At 47.6% G+C, this 19,699-nt stretch carries 22 protein-coding genes, 1 pseudogene and 1 riboswitch; of the genes and pseudogenes, 7 read left to right on the top strand and 16 right to left on the bottom strand.

All coding sequences use genetic code 11. The features are described from left to right. Positions 1–10: 10 nt before the first annotated feature. Positions 11–763: an SDR family NAD(P)-dependent oxidoreductase gene (locus MBEAL2_RS13640; RefSeq protein WP_047152846.1), complete on the bottom strand. Its 753-nt coding sequence runs from the start codon at positions 761–763 to the stop codon at positions 11–13. Positions 764–959: 196 nt separating this feature from the next. Between MBEAL2_RS13640 and MBEAL2_RS29280 the strand changes: the two genes are divergently transcribed. Together MBEAL2_RS29280 and MBEAL2_RS30235 are read left to right on the top strand one after the other, a co-directional pair. Further along, complete coding sequence (locus MBEAL2_RS29280; protein ID WP_052947713.1) at positions 960–1,502, top strand: TraR/DksA C4-type zinc finger protein; 543 nt, start codon at positions 960–962, stop codon at positions 1,500–1,502. 25 nt (positions 1,503–1,527) lie between these two features. Further along, complete coding sequence (locus tag MBEAL2_RS30235) at positions 1,528–1,641, top strand: DUF1540 domain-containing protein (RefSeq protein WP_082129932.1); 114 nt, start codon at positions 1,528–1,530, stop codon at positions 1,639–1,641. A gap of 119 nt (positions 1,642–1,760) precedes the next feature. On the opposite strand, the gene MBEAL2_RS13630 is transcribed toward MBEAL2_RS30235, so the two are convergent. Beyond that, a complete protein-coding gene (locus MBEAL2_RS13630; protein ID WP_047152845.1) occupies positions 1,761–2,267 on the bottom strand; it encodes a MogA/MoaB family molybdenum cofactor biosynthesis protein in 507 nt (168 codons plus the stop codon). 112 nt (positions 2,268–2,379) lie between these two features. On the opposite strand from MBEAL2_RS13630, the gene MBEAL2_RS13625 reads away from it, so the two are divergent. Next, positions 2,380–3,399 carry a GIY-YIG nuclease family protein gene (locus MBEAL2_RS13625; RefSeq protein ID WP_047152844.1) on the top strand — a complete coding sequence of 340 codons (1,020 nt, stop codon included), beginning with the start codon at positions 2,380–2,382 and terminating at the stop codon, positions 3,397–3,399. On the opposite strand, the gene MBEAL2_RS13620 is transcribed toward MBEAL2_RS13625, so the two are convergent. Beyond that, the gene (locus tag MBEAL2_RS13620) at positions 3,389–3,733 is read right to left on the bottom strand and encodes a thioredoxin family protein (RefSeq protein WP_047152843.1); all 345 of its coding nucleotides are present in this window, start codon (positions 3,731–3,733) and stop codon (positions 3,389–3,391) included. The two genes, MBEAL2_RS13625 and MBEAL2_RS13620, sit on opposite strands and share 11 nt — an antisense overlap. 92 nt (positions 3,734–3,825) lie before the next feature. Here MBEAL2_RS13620 and MBEAL2_RS13615 point away from each other — a divergent pair, with 92 nt between their 5' ends. Continuing rightward, positions 3,826–4,632, top strand: a complete 807-nt coding sequence (locus MBEAL2_RS13615; protein WP_047152842.1) for a DUF2935 domain-containing protein — start codon at positions 3,826–3,828, stop codon at positions 4,630–4,632. Here the strand turns inward: MBEAL2_RS13615 and MBEAL2_RS13610 are convergent. Next, positions 4,625–5,794: a CaiB/BaiF CoA transferase family protein gene (locus tag MBEAL2_RS13610; protein WP_047152841.1), complete on the bottom strand. Its 1,170-nt coding sequence runs from the start codon at positions 5,792–5,794 to the stop codon at positions 4,625–4,627. The two genes, MBEAL2_RS13615 and MBEAL2_RS13610, sit on opposite strands and share 8 nt — an antisense overlap. Positions 5,795–5,878: 84 nt before the next feature. Continuing rightward, positions 5,879–7,027 (bottom strand): PASTA domain-containing protein, encoded by a 1,149-nt coding sequence (locus MBEAL2_RS13605; RefSeq protein ID WP_047152840.1) that lies wholly within the window; start codon positions 7,025–7,027, stop codon positions 5,879–5,881. 203 nt (positions 7,028–7,230) lie between these two features. Between MBEAL2_RS13605 and MBEAL2_RS13600 the strand changes: the two genes are divergently transcribed. Continuing rightward, positions 7,231–7,431, top strand: coding sequence for a cold-shock protein (locus tag MBEAL2_RS13600; RefSeq protein WP_047152839.1), 201 nt, complete (start codon positions 7,231–7,233; stop codon positions 7,429–7,431). 161 nt (positions 7,432–7,592) lie between these two features. On the opposite strand, the gene MBEAL2_RS13595 is transcribed toward MBEAL2_RS13600, so the two are convergent. The 5 genes from MBEAL2_RS13595 to MBEAL2_RS13575 all read right to left on the bottom strand — a co-directional run bounded on the left by MBEAL2_RS13595 (position 7,593) and on the right by MBEAL2_RS13575 (position 12,469). Next, positions 7,593–8,879 carry a cation:dicarboxylate symporter family transporter gene (locus tag MBEAL2_RS13595; protein ID WP_047152838.1) on the bottom strand — a complete coding sequence of 429 codons (1,287 nt, stop codon included), beginning with the start codon at positions 8,877–8,879 and terminating at the stop codon, positions 7,593–7,595. A gap of 179 nt (positions 8,880–9,058) precedes the next feature. Then, entirely contained in the window at positions 9,059–10,162 is a 1,104-nt protein-coding gene (ispG, locus tag MBEAL2_RS13590; protein ID WP_047152837.1) for a flavodoxin-dependent (E)-4-hydroxy-3-methylbut-2-enyl-diphosphate synthase, read from the bottom strand. Positions 10,163–10,248: 86 nt separating this feature from the next. After that, complete coding sequence (locus MBEAL2_RS13585) at positions 10,249–11,631, bottom strand: class II fumarate hydratase (RefSeq protein ID WP_047152836.1); 1,383 nt, start codon at positions 11,629–11,631, stop codon at positions 10,249–10,251. Between the two features lie 25 nt (positions 11,632–11,656). Further along, positions 11,657–11,854 (bottom strand): hypothetical protein, encoded by a 198-nt coding sequence (locus tag MBEAL2_RS13580; protein ID WP_047152835.1) that lies wholly within the window; start codon positions 11,852–11,854, stop codon positions 11,657–11,659. Between the two features lie 72 nt (positions 11,855–11,926). Then, positions 11,927–12,469 carry a D-glycero-alpha-D-manno-heptose-1,7-bisphosphate 7-phosphatase gene (locus tag MBEAL2_RS13575; protein ID WP_047152834.1) on the bottom strand — a complete coding sequence of 181 codons (543 nt, stop codon included), beginning with the start codon at positions 12,467–12,469 and terminating at the stop codon, positions 11,927–11,929. Between the two features lie 166 nt (positions 12,470–12,635). Here MBEAL2_RS13575 and MBEAL2_RS13570 point away from each other — a divergent pair, with 166 nt between their 5' ends. Further along, positions 12,636–12,887: a hypothetical protein gene (locus MBEAL2_RS13570; protein WP_047152833.1), complete on the top strand. Its 252-nt coding sequence runs from the start codon at positions 12,636–12,638 to the stop codon at positions 12,885–12,887. A 108-nt stretch (positions 12,888–12,995) separates the two neighbouring features. Here MBEAL2_RS13570 and MBEAL2_RS13565 read toward each other — a convergent pair whose 3' ends face one another. From MBEAL2_RS13565 to MBEAL2_RS13555, 3 genes are all read right to left on the bottom strand, one after another. Next, a complete protein-coding gene (locus MBEAL2_RS13565; RefSeq protein WP_047152832.1) occupies positions 12,996–14,282 on the bottom strand; it encodes an acetyl-CoA hydrolase/transferase family protein in 1,287 nt (428 codons plus the stop codon). A 180-nt stretch (positions 14,283–14,462) separates the two neighbouring features. After that, positions 14,463–14,864: an adenosylmethionine decarboxylase gene (speD, locus tag MBEAL2_RS13560; protein ID WP_047152831.1), complete on the bottom strand. Its 402-nt coding sequence runs from the start codon at positions 14,862–14,864 to the stop codon at positions 14,463–14,465. Positions 14,865–15,058: 194 nt separating this feature from the next. Next, positions 15,059–15,646, bottom strand: a complete 588-nt coding sequence (locus MBEAL2_RS13555) for a hypothetical protein (protein WP_047152830.1) — start codon at positions 15,644–15,646, stop codon at positions 15,059–15,061. Between the two features lie 275 nt (positions 15,647–15,921). Next, a riboswitch (SAM riboswitch) is annotated at positions 15,922–16,026 on the top strand. A gap of 79 nt (positions 16,027–16,105) precedes the next feature. Between MBEAL2_RS13555 and MBEAL2_RS13550 the strand changes: the two genes are divergently transcribed. Further along, positions 16,106–17,401, top strand: a complete 1,296-nt coding sequence (locus MBEAL2_RS13550; protein WP_052947712.1) for a homoserine dehydrogenase — start codon at positions 16,106–16,108, stop codon at positions 17,399–17,401. A gap of 48 nt (positions 17,402–17,449) precedes the next feature. Here the strand turns inward: MBEAL2_RS13550 and MBEAL2_RS13545 are convergent, their stop codons facing one another. From MBEAL2_RS13545 to MBEAL2_RS30230, 3 genes and pseudogenes are all read right to left on the bottom strand, one after another. Next, the gene (locus MBEAL2_RS13545; RefSeq protein ID WP_047152829.1) at positions 17,450–18,313 is read right to left on the bottom strand and encodes a DUF1002 domain-containing protein; all 864 of its coding nucleotides are present in this window, start codon (positions 18,311–18,313) and stop codon (positions 17,450–17,452) included. 63 nt (positions 18,314–18,376) lie between these two features. Further along, positions 18,377–18,613: a hypothetical protein gene (locus MBEAL2_RS32870; protein WP_236692842.1), complete on the bottom strand. Its 237-nt coding sequence runs from the start codon at positions 18,611–18,613 to the stop codon at positions 18,377–18,379. Further along, positions 18,595–19,478 (bottom strand): annotated as a pseudogene (locus MBEAL2_RS30230) (MFS transporter). Before MBEAL2_RS30230 ends, MBEAL2_RS32870 begins: the two are co-directional and overlap by 19 nt. Positions 19,479–19,699 lie beyond the last annotated feature (221 nt).

Raw genomic sequence — 19,699 nt, 5'->3', positions numbered from 1 at the left:
AAAAATAAATTTATGGTTCGTATATCATTTTGCGGGTCATTCCCCCATCAATCGTAAGGTTTTCTCCGTTGATGAAGTCGTTGTTTTTACTTGTTAAAAAAAGGCAGGTGCGTGCGATATCCTCTGGGTTACCGACCCGGCCGGATGGATGCTGCTCATGATCCGTTTCCCGGAGCACGCTATAATCCCCTGTCTCAATCCAGCCAGGGCTGACGGAGTTGACCTGGATCCGATCATTCGCAAATGAAATCGCAAGCGCGTGAGTTAACGCGACAATTCCTCCCTTGGATGCCGCATAAGCCTCCGTATCCGGCTCCGACATAAAGGCACGGGTAGAGGCCATATTTACAATCGAACCCCCGCCATTCTCCCGCATCACTTTGGCGGCTTCCCTCGCGCAGAAAAAAATGCCGCGTAAGTTTGTATTTAAAACAGAGTCCCATTCTTCTACCGTTATTTCATACGGCGACTTCCAGCGTGATACGCCTGCATTGTTTATTAGGATGTCAATCGTGCCAAATTCGGCAACAGCCCTCGCCATTAACTTCTCAATATCCTCCATCCGGCTCACATCGGTTTGCTGGAAAACCGCCCTTCCCCCTTCCCGCTCGATTGACCTTGCCGTTTCTTCTCCCTCGCCTTGATTGATATCCGCCAGCACGACATTTGCTCCGTGCCGGGCATAAGCAAGGGCGACCCCGTGCCCAATCCCTTTTCCTGCTCCTGTAACGATGACGACCTTATTTTCAAAACTGGATAGCATATGTATCTCCTTCCTTCCGCCTTTTATTCTCCCTGTATCTTTTCCCCATTGTAATCGAAAAATCACCTTGGTAATATTTTCAGTCTATTAAACGTACGTTTAATTTTGTTGAATGCCTCTCTGCTTTTACTGGTGTTTCATCCAGCTTTACAAAGGGAAAGTAAGCAGTAAAGGTAATGGAAGGGAGTTTACAGCGATGAACCAAACTCAATTGGAACAATTAGAGCAGCAGCTGCATGAACAGCGAACTGCGATAGCCGACACTACCCTTGTTTCTGAACCGGACCTCTCTCGATCCATCAGTGAGGACACGGGGGAACTGTCAGGATACGATAACCACCCCGCGGATCTTGGCTCCGAAGTGTTCGAAAGAGCGCTTGCGATTTCGTTAAGTGAGCATGAGAATTTCATGGTGGAGGACATTGATCATGCTTTAAACAAGATACAGGAAGGCATATATGGGAAGTGCGAAGACTGCGGAGTGGAGATCCCATTTGAGCGCCTGGAGGCGATGCCGACCACACGGTACTGTATGGAGCACCAGGAACTGCATGAACAATATGATGCCGGCGCCGCAGCCGCCCCGGGACTGTCCGATTATAGAGAAGACAGGCCCATCGAAGAGGAAATACTATCACCAAACGTAACGAAAGCTGCTGATGGCCTACATGAGAATGCGTGGGAAGATGTAGCGGGCTATAATGACAGGCCTTATGATTTGGGCGAAAATAAGGAATAATCCAGCGGCATAGGGGGGCACCCGAATGACAAAGGTAAAGTGTGTAGCGGAACATTGCAATTTCTGGCTTCCAGGCGACTTCTGTGTCGCGGGCCGCATAGATGTAACGAAATCGAAATTTTATACCGGGAGAGCTTAGCGGCCAATGAAACGGCATGCGAAGACTATAAGTCTGTCGATACCCAGAGAATAGAATAAAATGGACTGTCTATAAAAAGCCTGGTTTTCCGAGTGAAAACCAGGCTTCTGCTATTTCCGTTATTTATTTAATTCCCGCACGATATGCCCGATTTCAGGAATAATTAACTTGCTCATCGCAAGGCGCACCGCACCCGATGATCCCGGCATGGAAAAAATCGCCCGCTCCTTATAGACCCCAGCGATCGCACGGCTTAAAATAGCGGCAGATCCAATGTCTTCCGTATAGCTCAGCATCCGGAAAATTTCCCCGAAGCCCGGCAGTTCTTTATCGAGCAGCGATTCAACAACCTCATATGTAACATCCCGTTTCGCTATCCCGGTCCCTCCATTTAGAAGAACCGCCTGGACGGTACTATCTTCTACCCCTTTTTCAATGGCTTTGGCAATGGGCCCCTCTTCGTCTTTTACAATCACATACTGCTGGACGGTATAGCCTGCGTCCTGCACATACGTACGGATAAGCTGTCCGCTTTTATCCGTCGTTTCGTCTCTTGTATCGCTTACGGTAATGATCATGCACCCTATGCTTACCGGTGCCGCATTTTTATGTTCGGATACGGACATGAAACGTCCCTCCCCATTCGGATTATAATCTAGCAATTTACACAAAACTTTCTAGGTAACATAACAATAATATGGTAAAATAAAAAGAACCATATAAAAATGAGGTTGTCCCATGATCTACATAATACAGCCAGGATTTCACCTGGGCTTACCGGAGCGTACCGGCGTCTATCTTTACCGGGATAAGGATGATAACATCATCTACATCGGTAAGGCGAAAAATTTAAAAAAACGAATCGCTACGTACTTTTACGATACAAAACAGCATACGGAAAAAACGAAAAGAATGGTCCGTGCTGCCAAAACCGTTGAGCTTCGCTTTGCCTCATCCGAGCTAGAAGCTCTTCTGATGGAAGCGCGGCTCATTCGCTCTCATCTTCCACTGTACAACCGGGCATTAAGAAATTACAAGGCCTACCCCTTTATCGTGCTGCGCACAGATCAGCCTTTTCCGTACGTGGAAGTATCGCGCGACTCTATTATCCCTGGTGCGATGTATTTCGGCCCTTATTTAAAGGCTTCCTGGCTGCATCATGCTGTTGATGCGCTGAACAACTGGCTCAAGCTGCGCCGCTGCTCGGGCCCGCTCCCTTCCGGCTCCTGCCTCTATGCGGATATGAAGCAATGCCTTGCCCCTTGTATTGACAGCAGTATAGATGCTGCATACGAAACAAATGTAACAAGGGCTATCGCCGTGCTCGAAGGCGGACAGGCTGCAGTCAAGGATGAGCTCGAGATGCAGCGCGATGATTGTGCCGCTTCCCTTCGTTTTGAGGAAGCGATGCAGTGGCAGCGGCTCATCAGCCTCGCACAATACAACAGCAAAATCAAACGGTCGGTGAACAGCCACCACACCCTTGTAGTCTCACAGGCGGGCGATCTCCATTATACCGGGCTTGTGATTATCCATGGACGCCTGATTGAAACGCTGAAAGCCCAATCCGGTAAAGAGGAAGCTGTCTCCGCCATGCTCCAGGAAGCCCGGCGTATTTACCGCGGCACAAAAGGAAAATTATCTTCCCCTGGCGTTGAGGAAGTCGACGAAATGTTAATTATCGCCTCCTGGCTCGAACACCACGCGGATGAACTGGAAACCTACCCATTGAATGAAGAGAGTGTGGTTACCCGGTAATGGCACCGGAAACTTGCACGGAGCGGTCAAGGAAAGCTTCAATTTCTTCCCTTGTCTTCCCGGCGCGGTTGACGAAGCGAATAAGCTCTTCCCCTTTATAAAAAGCAACAAAGCTTGGGATTCCGAAAATATTCAGCAGCTCCGACAGCTCGGGGAATTTATCCCGGTTCACGCTGATGAACTGGATTTTTTCTTTATATGCCTCTTCTACTTCCGGCATAAACGGGTCGATGCGGTGGCAATCCGGACACCAGTCTGTGTAAAACTTTGCCACCGTTAGCTTTCCCGCTTGCACGGCTTGATTGAATTGTTCTACTGTATTGATTTCTGTCATCGGTTACACTCCTCTTTATGTAGTTTCGATGTCTATTCTATCTTATTTCTTCATACCCATATACTACGTATTGTATTAGGGGAGGAATAGGAATGACAACTCTATTTGTTGAGCGGTCACTGGACGAAGTTCGTTTTTGGAGCCGGATTATGAAGGAACATGCCCTCTTCCTGCGCCTTGGATTTACGGTCGATCAGACGCAGCTGGCGCAGGAGGCTGACCGGTATTACCGCATGTTTGAAGAAATAGAAGAAAAATCGCAGCAGCTATCAGTTGATACTGACTCGGAACAAATGGCACGCTTCAATATGGAAGCCTATCATGCGACAGCTCACATCTGGTCGTTTAAAAGAAAAGTGCTCGATTTAATTCTTACATGCAAAATCATCACAAACAACTACCCACTGCTCGTTGATCACACAAGCCGTGAAGCGGCCTATTTTATGAACCGTTTAGAACAGCTAAACAAAGGCACGCTAGATCCCGTTCCCGATGCGATTATTAATGAGAACGTATTTTTTCTTCGCGTCATGGCTGATCATGCGAAATTTATCGGGCACCTGCTTGACCCTTCCGAACGCGATCTTGTTGCACAGGCAGCGGATTTCAGCTACCAGTTCGATCAACTCCTTTTCCAGGCCGTGGACCTTGAATCCATGCGGCCGCAATCACAAACGGTTCCAATGCTCGGGCAATTTCTCGATACGAATCGGGTATCCGTCCGTTCATTGCGCGATTTTAAGAAAACAGCTCACGAACTAATTGAAGCGTGCCGCATTCGAAGCATCATTCACCCGCTGCTTGCCGATCATACGTTCAGGGAAGCAGAGCGTTTCCTTCTCATTATTGATATGTTTGAAGCCTCTTTAGTACCCGAAGAACGGGGGAAGGCTAAATAATTCCGCTCGTTTTAAACTGCTGAATTTGCTTATCCGAATAGCCATGCCCCAGCAAAATGGCTTCCGTATCAACCCATCTGGCCGGTGGAATCGTACAACCGTCCAGCTCAAAGTCCTGCAGCAGCGGGTTTTTCACGTTTGTAACTTCTTCATATTGTGCCCAATTTTGAAAAATACGGCGGGCCTGCACATGGGGGTTGTCTATGGCTTCACCAATGGAGAGGACGGGGGTTAAACAAACATCCTCGTCTTTAAATTTGTCCGCAATTTGGCTCGCAGTATGCGAATGGAAAAACCCGGTTAATTGTTCCGCGATAGCCGGCTGCTTCGCAGGATCCCAGTGGTTCGGAAGGTGATTGGACAAGCCGGCGACTTCACAGAACCGCCTCCAGAATTTTTCCTCAAGGGCGCCCAGGGCAAACCAGCGTTCATCGGCGGTCCGGTATACATTATAGCAGGCAAGTGAACCTGTTAGCGGATTGAAGCCGGAGTCTTCGGGTGACGGTGCTGCAAGGTGGTAGCTTATCGCCGGAATCATAAACGGAAACACGCCATCCATCATCGATACATCGATATATTCCCCAGTGCCGCTGCTGTTCCTTTTCAATAAGGCGAGCAAAATACCGGTAACAGAGTGCAGGGTTCCTCCCCCAATATCCGCGATTTGCACCGCCGGCATCACCGCAGCAGTCCCAGAGCGGCGAATCGATTCATAAAGCAGGCCGGTATAGCTGACATAATTAAGATCGTGGCCGGCCATCTCGGCATAGGGCCCTGTCTGTCCGTACCCGGTAATGGAGCAGTAGATGATGCGCGGGTTCGCCTTCCTTACTTCTTCATAGTCAAGGCCCAGCCGTTTCATGACACCGGGACGGAACCCTTCAATTAGAATGTCCGCCTCCCTTACCATGTGCAGAAGGATGTCCTTGCCCTCGCTTTTCTGCAGATTAAGGGAAATGCTTTTCTTTGACCTGTTTACAAGCTGATAAAGCGCGCCGCTGCCTGCCAGCATCGGTTCCATATCCCGCGCATAATCACCAATAAACGGGTCTTCGACTTTCACTACTTCCGCACCATAATCAGCAAGATACATTGAACACAAGGGTCCCGGCAGCAAACGTGTTAAATCGAGCACTTTGATTCCGTCCAGTGTCTGTTTCATGCTTCCCCTCCCACTATTTTCTTTTTCCTTACTAAAAAAAAATAGCACATTACGTGCTATTTTTAAATAACATTCTGTCTATTTTCACTCGCTTACCCATAACGACACAATATCCGTACGGCGTACAAACTCACCGGCTCCAGGGCTTTGTTTCAACACCGTGCCCTTCTTTCGAATCGAAGATTCCAGATAATATTTATAACGTACTCCCGCCGCGTCCAGCTTGCTGCCGGCCTCCTCCAGGGAAAGCCCGGATACGTCCGGCACCTCGATCCCGGTTGCTTTTTTCTCCTGCACGGGTCCTCCTGTGTCCGTTACCGCTGCCGCGGAGCCCGATGTCTGCCCTTTATCGCTGCTGAAAAACGAAAATGCAGTCATCGAAATAACGATAAGAAGCCCAATGATGGCAAGGTACTTCACAGGCAGTTTCTTCGTCCTATACCACGCCGGACCTGGTATCTCTTCTACCGCCTCAAAGGCGGGATCCTGCGCTTCCTTCCGTACGGTTGTAACCTGGTTGCGTTTTACATATTGATACAATGACGTAAAATCCTCTAGCGTTTGCTTGAGCATTTCCTCATACCGCTCACTTGATTTTTTCTCTTCCCTGCGGATCATTGCTTTTAACGATTTCCTTACAATATATGGGTTCCCCTGAAATGAGAGGGCGATTTCTTCAATGACCTGCAAAACCGGCAGACGAATTTCCACCTGTCCGAACATCATAAAGTGCATAAGCCGGAGGATGCCTTCAACTTCCTTTGTTTGCCCAGACCTAGTTGTCCAGGAATTGATAAGCTTAACCTCTCCTTCCTCCGTAAGCCAGAGGTTCGTTTCCGAAAGGACAATCCCCCGCAGTCCATCCCGCCTGGCTTCTTCCAGCATTTGGACAAACTGGACTGCCATGCCAAGCGTCTCTTTGAGCGATAGCTTCTTCTCGTTTACCGCATCCTTTAGCAATAAGCCCGGAATGTATTCAAGCACGTAGTAGTTTTCTTGCTCTTCTACTCCGCGATCAAGAATTTGCAGCACGAATGGCTGACCGGTGAATCTTACACCATTTTCCTTCGGTTCGCTGCTATGCTTCTTACTGTCAGACGGTTTCCAAGGCTCTCTATAGATGAGGATGTCCCTCTTTAGAAGGCTATCATGGCCTCGATGGATATTCCCCATGTTGTCGGAGTGAATGTTCACATCCGGTACGTACCTGTCATACAATCCTTTTTTGATCATACCACCAAATCCTTTATTTCATTATTTACTCCGGAGTTGCGCCCTTTTCTTTTCCGGAGCGAATTTGACAGCCCCAATAGTACAATGATATGCTGTTTGTGCCAGGAAAATTTGTGAAACATTTTCACAATACCGCTTACATAAAGCAGTATGGCACATTCAAGTATAGCATACGAACATGCATTCAGGAGGTAATTTATTTTATGCAAGAAGGTACAGTAAAATGGTTTAATGCAGACAAAGGTTTTGGCTTTATCGAAGTCGAGGGCGGAGAAGACGTATTCGTCCACTTCTCAGCTATCCAGGGCGAAGGATTCAAATCGCTCGACGAAGGACAAAGAGTCCGTTTTGAAATTACACAGGGCGACCGTGGTCCTCAAGCTTCCAACGTTACCAGGCTGTAAACCGTATACGTAATCAGTTACCCCTACCCCCGGCATTCCGGGGGTTTTGTTTTGTCTTTTTTCCCAGGAGGTAAATACACCAAAACTTCAAATAACACTTTGAGTCTTACAGCCAGACAAAGCAGAAACCCCCGTTCTAACCGACGGGGGTTTCTGTTCTGTTAGTGATTCTGTATGGTTGTTTTTGAATTCACCTGGACAGTTCTAATATATTCCTGCGCTTTCTCTTTATTAAACTGTCCTTCTGACTTTGACATGACGATGGCAGCAACACTGTTTCCTACTACGTTTACGACCGTGCGGGCCATATCGAGCAGCCTGTCAATTCCGGCAATGAAAGCAAGTCCTTCAAGCGGAATTCCTACAGAACCAAGCGTGGCAAGCAGAACAACGAAGGATACCCCCGGTACGCCGGCGATCCCCTTGGAAGTAAGCATCAGGACAAGCATCAGTGTAATCTGCTGTCCGATAGAAAGGTGAATCCCGTACATCTGCGCAATAAAAATCGCAGCAAGCGCCTGATACAGGGTACTTCCGTCCAGATTAAACGAATACCCTGTTGGGATAACAAAGGAGGTAACCGCCTTCGGGCATCCCAATTTTTCAAGCTTCTCCATAATCCGGGGCAATACGGATTCACTGCTGGCTGTCGAATAGGCAAGCAACAGCTCTTCCTTTAACACGCTAAAGAGGTGGAAAATATTCACACCCGCCCATTTCGAAATGAGTCCGAGTACAACGATAATGAAGAATAACATTGTAGCGTATACGACAATAATCAGTTTTCCCAGCGGCAGCAGCGAAGCAATACCGAACTTGGATACTGTTACACCAATCAAGGCAAAAACACCAAACGGAGCAAAACGCATAATCATATTTGTTACATTAAACATCGTGTCCGCAACCAGCTGGAAGAAGGTTAACAACGGCTGTCCTTTATCGCCGAGCTTGGCCAAACCAAGGCCAAAGATAACGGAAAAGAAAATGATGGCCAGCATGTCCGCCTTCGCCATCGATTCTACAATGTTCGTCGGTACAATGTTAACGAGCGTATCGGAGAAACCATGAGATTTTGTCTCCGTAGTCGTCGCTACATACTTGCTTATATCCCCCTTCGCAAGGTGGCTCATATCCACTCCAGTACCCGGATGGAAAATATTTGCCACAAGCAATCCGATAATGATAGCAAGTGTCGTTACAATTTCGAAATAAAGGATGGTTTTTCCGCCGAGTTTCCCCAGCTTCTTTACGTCACCGACACCGGCAACGCCAACGATGAGGGTAGAAATAACAATCGGTACAACGATCATTTTAATCAAATGAATAAAAATCGTTCCGATTGGCTGCAGGATTTCCTCTACCTTCGGGTTTCCATAGAAGAAAGCCCCAACCGCAATACCGAGGGCTAACCCGATAAGGATTTGTCCAACAAGGCCAAATTTTTTCATTATGTCACCGCTTTCATTATTTTTTCGTTAACATATTGTTATGTTTCTGTTTCTAGTTTACGGCCGAACAACAGAAATCTACAGGAAACATGTTAAACCTACATTGCCACGCAAAAAAGCATCCTACTCTAAGGATGCTTTTTCCAAAACGGTTATTTATTTTTTGCAGCAGAAAGTGTTTACGTATGGGCCGGATGCCCCGGCAGCGAGCCGGTGCGATAGTAAATCTCAGCCAACTCATCAATTTCTTTTTTCAATTCCTCTACAAGGCTCTCTTCCGGGATTTTGCGGGCAATCACTCCGTGTTTAAACAGAAGCCCTTCCCCTCTGGCTCCGGCAATTCCGATGTCAGCCTCGCGCGCTTCTCCCGGCCCGTTCACAGCACAGCCGAGCACGGCGACCTTAATCGGTGCCTTAACTGTGGCGATATAATCCTCGATTTCATTCGCGACTGAGATTAAGTCAATTTCAATTCTGCCGCACGTCGGGCAGGAAATAAGGGTCGCGGCATCCGATGCGAGGCCGAATGTCTTAAGGAGTTCCCGTGCTACCTTTATTTCTTCAACCGGATCCGCACTGAGCGAAACACGCATCGTAGATCCGATTCCCTGGGACAGAAGAGCACCGAGCCCGGCAGCGCTTTTCACCGTTCCGGCAAATAATGTCCCCGCCTCTGTAATCCCTAGATGAAGCGGATAGGAGAACGCGGCGGCCGCTTTTTGATACGCTTCAATGGCCAGCGGAACATTCGAAGCTTTAAGCGAGACGATGATATCGTGGAAGTCCAGTTCTTCAAGAATCGAAATGTGGTGCAGCGCACTTTCCACCATCGCATCCGCGGTCGGATATCCGTATTTGTCCAGCAGATGCTTCTCCAGGGAGCCCGCGTTGACACCGATTCGAATCGGAACCCCATTATCTTTGCATGCTTTCACAACCGCTTCTACTTTTTCACGCTTGCCGATATTCCCCGGGTTAATGCGTACTTTATCAATACCGTTCTCAATTGCCTTCAAGGCAAGCTTATAATCAAAGTGGATATCGGAAACGAGCGGAATTGAAATTTGCTTCTTAATTTCTTTAATTGCCTCTGCTGCTTCCATATTATTAACGGTTACACGGACGATTTGGCAGCCCGCTTCTTCCAGTCTGTGAATTTGTTCGACAGTCGCTTTCACATCTGCAGTCTTCGTCGTCGTCATGCTCTGAATGATGACCTGATCGCTCCCGCCTATCGTTAAATTCCCTACCTTCACCGGTCTAGTCTGTTTACGATGATACATATCTCGTTTCTCCTTTACAGGATATAGTTATTTCTATCGCTTCTTATCTTATCACAAAACCTGCAAAGCGAGAATGTATCGTTACATTATACAAGCCTCTCAGGGTTTAGCGCATGGGCAATCTCCTGTGCACTCAATTCACCCTGCTCCCGCACCACTTCACCGACCGTTTTCTTCGTACGGAACGCTTCCTTCGCAATGGAGGCTGCCTTCTCATAGCCGATAAGCGGATTAAGGGAAGTGGCGAGCGCCAGGCTTCTCTCCATGAGTTCCCTGCACCTCTCCTCATCCGCCGTAATGCCGCGTATGCACTTCTCGTCCAGCACCCGCATTCCGCTGCTTAAGATGTGGATAGACTGGAGGAGATTGTGGCCGATGACCGGCATCATGACGTTAATCTCCAGCTGGCTTCCCATGCCGGCAACGGTAATCGTTTCGTTGTTTCCAATTACCTGCGCGCAGATCATATACATCATCTCAAGGATGACCGGGTTTACCTTTCCGGGCATAATCGATGAGCCCGGCTGAACAGCGGGAAGTATCAGTTCTGCGATGCCGGTACGCGGGCCGGAGCTGAGGAGCCTTATGTCGCTCGTTATTTTAATAAGGTGCAGAGCCAGCTCTTTTATCGCTGCGCTTACCCGAATGGCGGCATGTGTGTTCTGCATAAACATAAAGCGGTGGGAAGCCGGCTTGAACGCAAGGCCCGTTCGCTCTGCTATGTAACGAATTGCCCGTTCTGCGTATTCAGGATGCGCATTAATCCCCGTTCCAACCGCATTGCCGCCCAGACCGATTTCAAGGAGAGCCTCAGCCGCTCTGGCAATATAGTCACGCTTGTCCTGCAAGGTTGCCGCATAGCCGCCGAACTCCTGCCCAAGCCGCATCGGGACAGCATCCTGCAGGTGGGTCCGCCCGGATTTAATAACGGAATGGAATTCCTCCGCTTTTTTTTGAAAGCTCTCACATAGCTGGTCCAGCGCGGGTAGAAGTTCATGCTGCACGCGCTCTGCCGCAGCGATGTTAATCGCGACATGGATCGTATCGTTCGTGGACTGCGCCATGTTGACGTGATCGTTCGGGTGGACCTTGCTGTAATCGCCTTTTTCTCCCCCAAGCAGTTCGGAAGCCCTGCTGGCGATCACCTCATTCGCGTTCATATTTTGCGAGGTTCCCGCTCCTGCCTGGTATGCGTCCACCACAAATTCCGCGTCCAGTTTTCCTTCAATGACCTCGTCTGCCGCTTGCTGGATGGCATCACCGGCATCTTTCGGAAGCTCTCCTAATTCAGTATTTGACTTTGCCGCAGCCCATTTAATCAGCCCCTGCGCGCGAATGAACGCACGCGGCAGGCGCAGCCCGCTAATCGGGAAGTTTTGAACGGCCCGCTGCGTTTGCGCACCATAATAAACGTGGGCAGGCACCTTAATTTCACCGAGCGTATCGTGTGTAATCCGGAATTGTGTCAAGAGAGCTTCCCTCCTTTGTTATCGTTTATTCACCCAGCAGCCGCCCGACATCAACGCCCCGCTCCTTTAGTATTTTACGGAGCGCCTGCTTGTGCTGGAGTTCAATATACGTATTCATTCCAAGCGTTAAGGCCGCCGACATTTCGATGTCGTATAAAATATCTTCCAATTCGCTCGTTGGCAGCTTATTATACCGCTCATATAAATCTGTATTCTCGCTCAATCCTTTTCTCCCCTTTTCGTGAAGCCGTTTCTTTAATATTATAGTAGTCCTAATTTTTTGAAAAGGTTCTCTTTATTTTTGACGTGTCTCGTTTTCTAATTGATCAAGGGAGCGGACAGCTTCCTGTAAGGAATTGAATACATAATCGGGCTGTGGGTGTTTTCCTTTCATACTTTCCTTACCAATATAAATCGTTTTCAAACCAGCCGCGTGCCCGGCTTGTACGTCCGTATAAAAATCCCCTACCATAAAGCTGCGGCTCGCATCGATCTGGTGGCGTTCTATCAACTCTAACATCATCCCGGGTTCCGGCTTTCTGCAGGCGCATTTCGCTTTTGGCTTGTGCGTGCAGGCCCTGATTTCAGTCAAGTGGCCGCCCGCTTCTCTAATTTTCTCTTCCATATAGTTATGAATTTCATCCAGCTCTTTTTGCTGCATGAATCCAAGGCCGACGCCTCCCTGGTTTGTAACGACAAATACTTCGTACCCCTTCGTATGCAGAGTGTGAATGGCAGCAAGGGCTCCTTCTAAAAAAACAAACTGGCTAACGTGATTGATGGGATGCGGATTGTCGTTGATTACCCCGTCCCGATCGAGAAAAAAGGCTCTTTTCAAGAAAACTCCCCCCAGCTATAAACGAAGAATGCCCGTCTATGTCGAATGTTGTTACTAAATATTCATAAAAGTCGTTCACTATTTATTTACCCTTATTTTCCCCATGATATAATGAAGGTACAGCGACGACGGAAAATTCTTAAAATCGGGAAAGGGGCAATAAATCATGGATACTAAATTCTTCTGTGCCCATTGCGGTCTATATGCGTATTACTGCGAATGTTTACCGGAAATTCATCCCCCTCACCATAGCGAGCTTTTGCACCGTTTGTACCACGAAGCAGAAACGATTATCAGCGAAGAGGATGTTCCTATCGTCTTGCGCCAGCTGTCCAAGGGAGAAGGGAAACTTATTTTACACCCGATCCGGAACGGCTTCTATTCCGCGAAAGTCGTTACTACTTCACCTTCTTATTAGCAAAACGATTAGCATTCCGTGAGGTAAGAAGGTCAATCCTTTAGTATTGTTTCATATATGATCTATGCGTATTCAGAGTAAAAGCCCGGCTTCCGGCCGGGCTTCGTTTTACATTAAACCAAATTTTTTCGCTTCAAACTCCAGTTCTTCTTTGAACTTGGGGTGCGCAATCGCCAATAGTTCCCGTGTGCGCTGGGAAATGCTCTTGCCACGGAGAGCCGCAACCCCATATTCCGTCACAATGTGATCGACGTCATTCTTCGATGTCGTAACAGCGGATCCGATCGTTAATTGCGGCCGGATGCGGGAAATGGAGCCATCCCGCGTTGTCGAATGAAGGCAAATGAATCCCTTCCCATTTTTCGCAAACCGGGCTCCCCTGGCGAAGTCAGCCTGTCCTCCACTTGAACTGTAGTAGCGCCCCGCAATGGTTTCCGACGCACACTGGCCGAGGAAATCAATTTCCGTGGTCGCATTAATCGAAATCATGTTTTCCTCCTGTCCAATCACGCGCGGATCATTCACATAATCGACGGGAAGCATTTCTACTCCCGTATTCTCGTCAAGAAAATCATAAAGCTTTTTACTTCCAAGAGCGAAGGTCCCGACGATTTTCCCCTTATGGGTAAATTTATCTAACCCGTTTACAATGCCCTTCTCCGCCAGATCGACAAGCCCGTCTGTGAGCAGTTCTGTGTGAATTCCAATGTTTTTATGATTATCCAGGAAGCCGATAATCGCATTCGGTATCGCCCCAATTCCTACTTGAAGCGTTGCGCTGTCAGGAATTCGATCCACGACATTCGCTGCAATTTTCCGGTCAATGTCAGTGATAACAGGTTCTTTTGCTTCATGGAGAGGATAATCCACATCAATATAACCGGCGATTTGGCTAATATGAATTTGATTGCCTCCAAACGTACGAGGCATGTTTTTGTTGACTTCAAGGAAGAATGGCGCTTTTCCAATAAAGGAAGCGACATAATCCGCGTTTGTTCCGAGGGAGAAATACCCGTGCTCATCCATCGGGGACGCGGCGGCTAAAATAAGGGAGGTCTTTGTCGTTTCCCGCATAAGGCGCGGTACTTCATGGAAATGATTTGGCACAAGCTCACACTCTCCGGCCAGGAACGCCTTACGGGACGCCCCGCTTAAGAAGTAAGCGACATGGCGCAGATGATTGCCGAACTTGCCATGAATATAAGGACGCTCTTTTAAAGCGTGCATTTGATGAATCCGCACGCCTGTCCAGCGCTCAGCATTCTCTTCAATCGTATCCAGAAGTACAACCGGCTCCCCATTTGCCAGCGGAACGATAATATCATCCCCATTCTGAATCAAGGATAGTACATCTGCTGCTGTTTTCTTCTTTTCTTCATTTATTAACTGATTCATTTTCTAACCCTCCGTTATGAATCTCTTCCCATACACTAACCCTTGCCATCCCAGGCAAGACAAAAAAATCCAATCATACCAGGTTATTTTCTGCCTTGCACAATAGCTATTATATTAAGAAACAGCAAAAAGTCCATCCTTTTTGTTAAGGATGGACGTATTGTGTCTAATTATTCATTTTTACGCGTTCTGTTTCACTTTTGTAATGTCGGATTCCACAACTTCCATTTCCCCAACTCCACGGATTAACTTCCGTGCGTATACTTTCTCCGGTTGAAGAATGTTTACCATGTACTCAATCGCTAACTCAGGATCCACTGTTTCACCGCATGTATAACAATCCAGTGCGGCAAACCCACGTTCAGGGTACGTATGAATCGAAATGTGACTCTCTGACAACAGAACCAGTACGGTTGCACCCTGCGGTTCAAATTGCTGAGATTGCACGGATAACACCGTAGCACCGCACGCTTCCGCAGCTTCCACCATATGGCGCTGCAAGAACTCCGCGCTGTTTAATTTTTTAAAATCGACACCCCAAGTATCAATGGCTACATGTCTTCCGAAAGTAGAATATTCCATCTTTCGGTCCCCCCTCCTAGCAAATTTTTTTATACTTCATATCGCTAGGACCTACGTCATTCACTATAATTTCGAGGAGAAACTTCCTTGAGTGAATCCTGGTTCCTAATTTATATCACAAAGAAGAAGATAACATGTTTCCATTGAATATGCAACAATTATTTGCTAAGAATTAACATTGCTACTCACTTCTTTTATGCTTCCAGAATAAATAGTTGATGAGAGAGTTCATTCAACTGGCGGTCAATTTTCGCATTCGGCAATTGAAGAATCGTTCTTTTATTCCGTAAATCCAGCAGCTGGTCAATATGCATGCGAATCCACTTGATCTCATCTTCAACCCCGGACGCTTCAAATAAACGCTGCATGTCACCAAGCGTATCCTTGTATTCAAAAACGATGGTTTCCCTGTCTTGTTTCTGCTCTACGATTTTTATTACATTTCCACTTACATAGTAGTAAATCATCGTATACGTCGGATAGATGCGGTGTGCGATGGCAGTTCCTTTAAATTTCCGTACCGCTATGCGCACCTGGTTGGCCAGCTTCACATCGCGGATCATACACGCTCCTTCACATGTGTATTTGTTACCGTTTAACTTAAAAGAAAAGGGAAGCTGCTCTTCTTTGCTAAAAAGGACAATTTCTTTTTCGCCGTTCTCAAAGATACGTACTTCCGTTTCAAACTCCGCATGCTGAAACAAATGAATAAATGATTCCATCTCCGACGCCTGTAATTCAAGGACAAGTTTCTTGTATTCCGTGGCTACTCGTTGAGCCATACAAATCTCTCCCATACATTTTTTCCTACTTTACTATTATAACGAAAAACCGTAGACATTCTCCAATCGCTTGTGCTACAGAAAAACAGAGCATTATGGAGCATTTTCACGCTAATTGCCATGAATACTGATTGATTCTTAGTAGAATACGTTATATTATAAAAAATTACATTTTTATCTTACCACACTTTCCTATTTTTCCGCACGCGGGGTCGGAAAACATTGACAGCGTTTTTGTTCTGTGTTTTACTTTAAGAAATGAATATCGGATTCTCTTCTTATCGAGAGAGGCTGAGGGACTGGCCCGATGACGCCCGGCAACCCCCCAATTGTGGGAAGGTGCTAATTCCTGACAGAATTTTATTCTGTACAGATAAGAAGAAGGCGGCAGTATGCCACCCTTCTTCTTAGTGAAGAAGGTTTTTTACATAGAAAAATCAACATTGAGGAGGAACTTGCATGAAAAAATTCCGAATTGTATTACTTGGGCTCGGTACGGTTGGTTCCGGCGTTGTCCGCATCCTGCAGAGCCATGCGGAGCGAATTAAGAAACAGGCGGGCGGAGAATTTGAAATTGCCGGCATCCTTGTACGCAATCCATTAAAAGAAAGAAATGTAACCGTGGATGCTTCCCTGCTGACGATGGATTTTCATCAGCTGATTGAGCAGCCGGTCGATATCGTGATTGATGCAATGGGCGGACTGGACCCAACGCTTCATTATGTAGAAAGCGCCATCCAAAAAGGCTGTCATGTTATTTCCGCAAACAAAGAGCTGCTTGCTGCATACGGCGCTCATCTGCACGCTCTTGCCGACGAATATAATGTTTCCCTGCTGTACGAAGCAAGCGTCGGGGGCGGGATTCCGATCCTGAATACATTAAGCCACTTGCTTAAAGCCAACCGGGTGACCCGTGTCCATGGGATTTTGAATGGCACAACCAATTATATTTTAAGCAAAATGGAAGAGGAAGGGCTTTCCTATGATACAGCATTAAAACAGGCACAGGAAAAAGGCTTTGCTGAAGCGGATCCTACAGCAGATGTAGAAGGCTTCGACGCAGCCAATAAAATCACGATTATATCCCATCTCTGTTTTGGAACGGAAGCCTCCCCGGACAGCGGAAAACGGGAAGGAATCACGACCGTGACGGGAGAAGAAATCGCGTTATACAAAAAACTCGGCTATCGAATCAAGCTGATCGCCACCGCTGTTCGTGCAGGTGGAGGGTATACCCAGCGTGTCGTTCCCGCCCTGCTCCCTCTTACCCATGCGCTGGCCGGTGTAAAGGATGAATATAATGGTGTATTTGTTACGGGTGACATTGTTGGCGATTTGTTCTTCACTGGTAGAGGAGCAGGCTCCTTCCCGACCGGGAGCGCCATCGTGGAAGACATGATAAACGCGGTTCAGGGGCTGCGCTTTGCCGCCCACCCTACTGAGCCGGACAGCATCGGCCCTGATGAAAAAACGGAACAGGCAGAGGCCTTAGCTGCTCTCTTTATCCTTGAGAATGAAGCGGAAGATGAACGAAAAACGCGTCTGCTCTCTTTCCTGTCTTCAGAGGCAGGGTATTTACACGCGGTAGAAACGGCAGAACAGGATGGCAAGATCTACGTCGCCGCCATTATCGGCAGACCAAACCAGGCAAAGATTGAATCTTTTGCCGGCCATTTACAGGCGTCTCTTGTCATCCGCCCTGTCCTCGACGACAGTCTCGCTGCTGTTGAGCAGCCGGATAACGCCCTCGTATAATTCAAAAGCCACCGAACGGAATCCGAACGGTGGCTTTGCTTATTTGTTTTATTTGAACCAACCAAGCGCCTGATTGATGAGCCCTTGTAAAAAAGTAAGGATTTCCTGCACGAGGCCTTTTGCTTCCGGGTTGCTGTTTAAAAAGGTTTGAACCTCACCCTTATAGCTCGTAATCTGATCTAATGCTTTATTCCAGTCAATGTTTAATCCCTGGATCTTGCGCAGGACGCTGACAAGTGAGTCGATTTCGCTATCCGATAAGGTTAATCCCATCTGGCCCGCAACGTTGGTAATGACTTGACGCAGCTGATCGTCGGTTAAATTACCGGTTTGCTTGGCCAATTCCGCTTTTAATCGCGTCAGCAGCTCCGCAGCCTTTTCTTTGTCGCCAATTTGCTGGCCAATGGCTGCCGTTGTTACCATCTCTTCATTGGCTACTTTTTTCTGATTTTCATCAATTTTTTTGCCAGTAGCCGTCTCATACGCTTTCATTACCCCGGTAAGGCCGGCCGTGCCTGAAACAGGAAAAGGCGCGTCCACTCTTACAATCGCATCCTTTACCCCCGCCGTTGCCAGCGCATTCTCATACATTGCCTTGCTTACCCACGTAATGTTATTCGTTTCGACTGAGATTCCTTTGCCCGGCTCGGCAATCTGAATCATCGCCGATGAAATGGCGCGTTTTCCGATTAAGTTTTTGCTTAGCAAACCATCGAGATACTTATGTTCTTCTTCATTAGTTACGGTTACCGTTTGGGCGTTCGGCGCGTTAAACTTGCCGAGCAGTTGATCCTTTTGGGCTTGTTTTAAATCATTTCCCAGTGTTATGACGGTATCACCTGGTGCGGCGTCCGCTAATACTGTGGTTGTGGAAAGAAGAAATAGAAGCACCAGTAAAAAAAGCTTCTTCAATCCCTTTCACTCCTCCCCTATAATTTGTTTACTCCCCGATTATACCACAGGCAAGAAAGTTGGCTAGCACAACTGTCCATCAGATTCACGCTTTGCCGGGGAAAGCCGGCGCGCAGCAAACAATACGGCACAGGCAAAGATGAAGGCCGCAAAAACAAATTCAACCCGATTCCCCAGTTTGTATAATGGCGTCCCAATAATCGGGCCCGCCGCCATCCCGATGTAACGAAAGAAGTTGTACACTCCAATTGCGGTTGCCCGGTTTTGTTTAAACGCACCGCTCAGAAGCGTTGTTTGCACGGGAAGTGACAGCCCAAGCACAGGCCAAACAACGCGATGCCGGTAATGAGCGCCGGCAGGGAAAGCGGAGCAAGAAATACAAACAGGAGAATGGCGCCCACATTTAACGATGAAGTCGCAGTAAGAAATCTGCGGCTGTCACGGCGTTCCTGCAGCCGTCCTCCAAGATAGCTGCCAATGACGATAAACAGGGACATTGGAAGAAAGGCCAGGCCTTTCTGGCTGGCAGACAAGTTATAAAATGTTGATAAAAGGTGCGGCAGAAAGACAAGGAAGTTATACATAGAATAATATTGTACAAACCCAAGCAGTATGACTGCCGATCCTGTGTTATCTTTCAAAATCCCACCGAAGTCACGCACACTGAAGCGTCTGCCTCCCCCTGTTTCCGGCTTTGTTTCCGGCAAAAACCGCGCGTTCACCATCCACATTAGAACACCTGTTGCCGCGAGCACCCAGAACACCCCGTGAAATCCTGTGAGTTCACCGACAACCCCCCTACAACAGGGCCCACAACCGGACCAAGCGCAACGAGCATCTGGAAGGTTCCCATGGAGCGCCCCAGCATTTTTCCTTCAAACAAGTCGCCGATTACGGTCGTTGCAACAACGGAACCGGCGGCAATTCCCGCCGCCTGCAGGGCACGGAAAAAAAGCAGCAGCCAGATGGACGGCGATAGTGCAGCTCCGATCGAAGCTGCTATGTACACGATAATACTGGGTAGAAGAACCTTCCGCCTGCCGCATTTATCTGTTAGCGGCCCATAAACAATCTGCATAAGCGCAAGAACAAATGTAAAGACAGAAATCGTTAAGTTGACGACGAATTCCGATGTTTGAAACTGCTGTTGAATCTCCGGAAGCATCGGCGTATAAATCGTCTGGGTAAAAGGACCGAAAAAAGCAGCAAAGGAAACAAGGTAAACGATAAGTTTTTTATTAATAAATAACAACCCTCTTTCTAATAAATAAAACCCCTCCAGATTCTATGCTTCATTATGGCACAAAGAAATATAAATTTGTACTTGTGCATCGGCTGGCATCTGTTTTGAGCGCACTGCAGCGTGAATCGGCAATCAAACGTAAG

The sequence above is a fragment of the Aneurinibacillus tyrosinisolvens genome (assembly GCF_001015055.1).
Lineage (GTDB): Bacteria > Bacillota > Bacilli > Aneurinibacillales > Aneurinibacillaceae > Aneurinibacillus_A > Aneurinibacillus_A tyrosinisolvens.
Note: the sequence above shows the minus strand (reverse complement) of the source record. Positions and strands in the feature narration are given on the sequence as shown.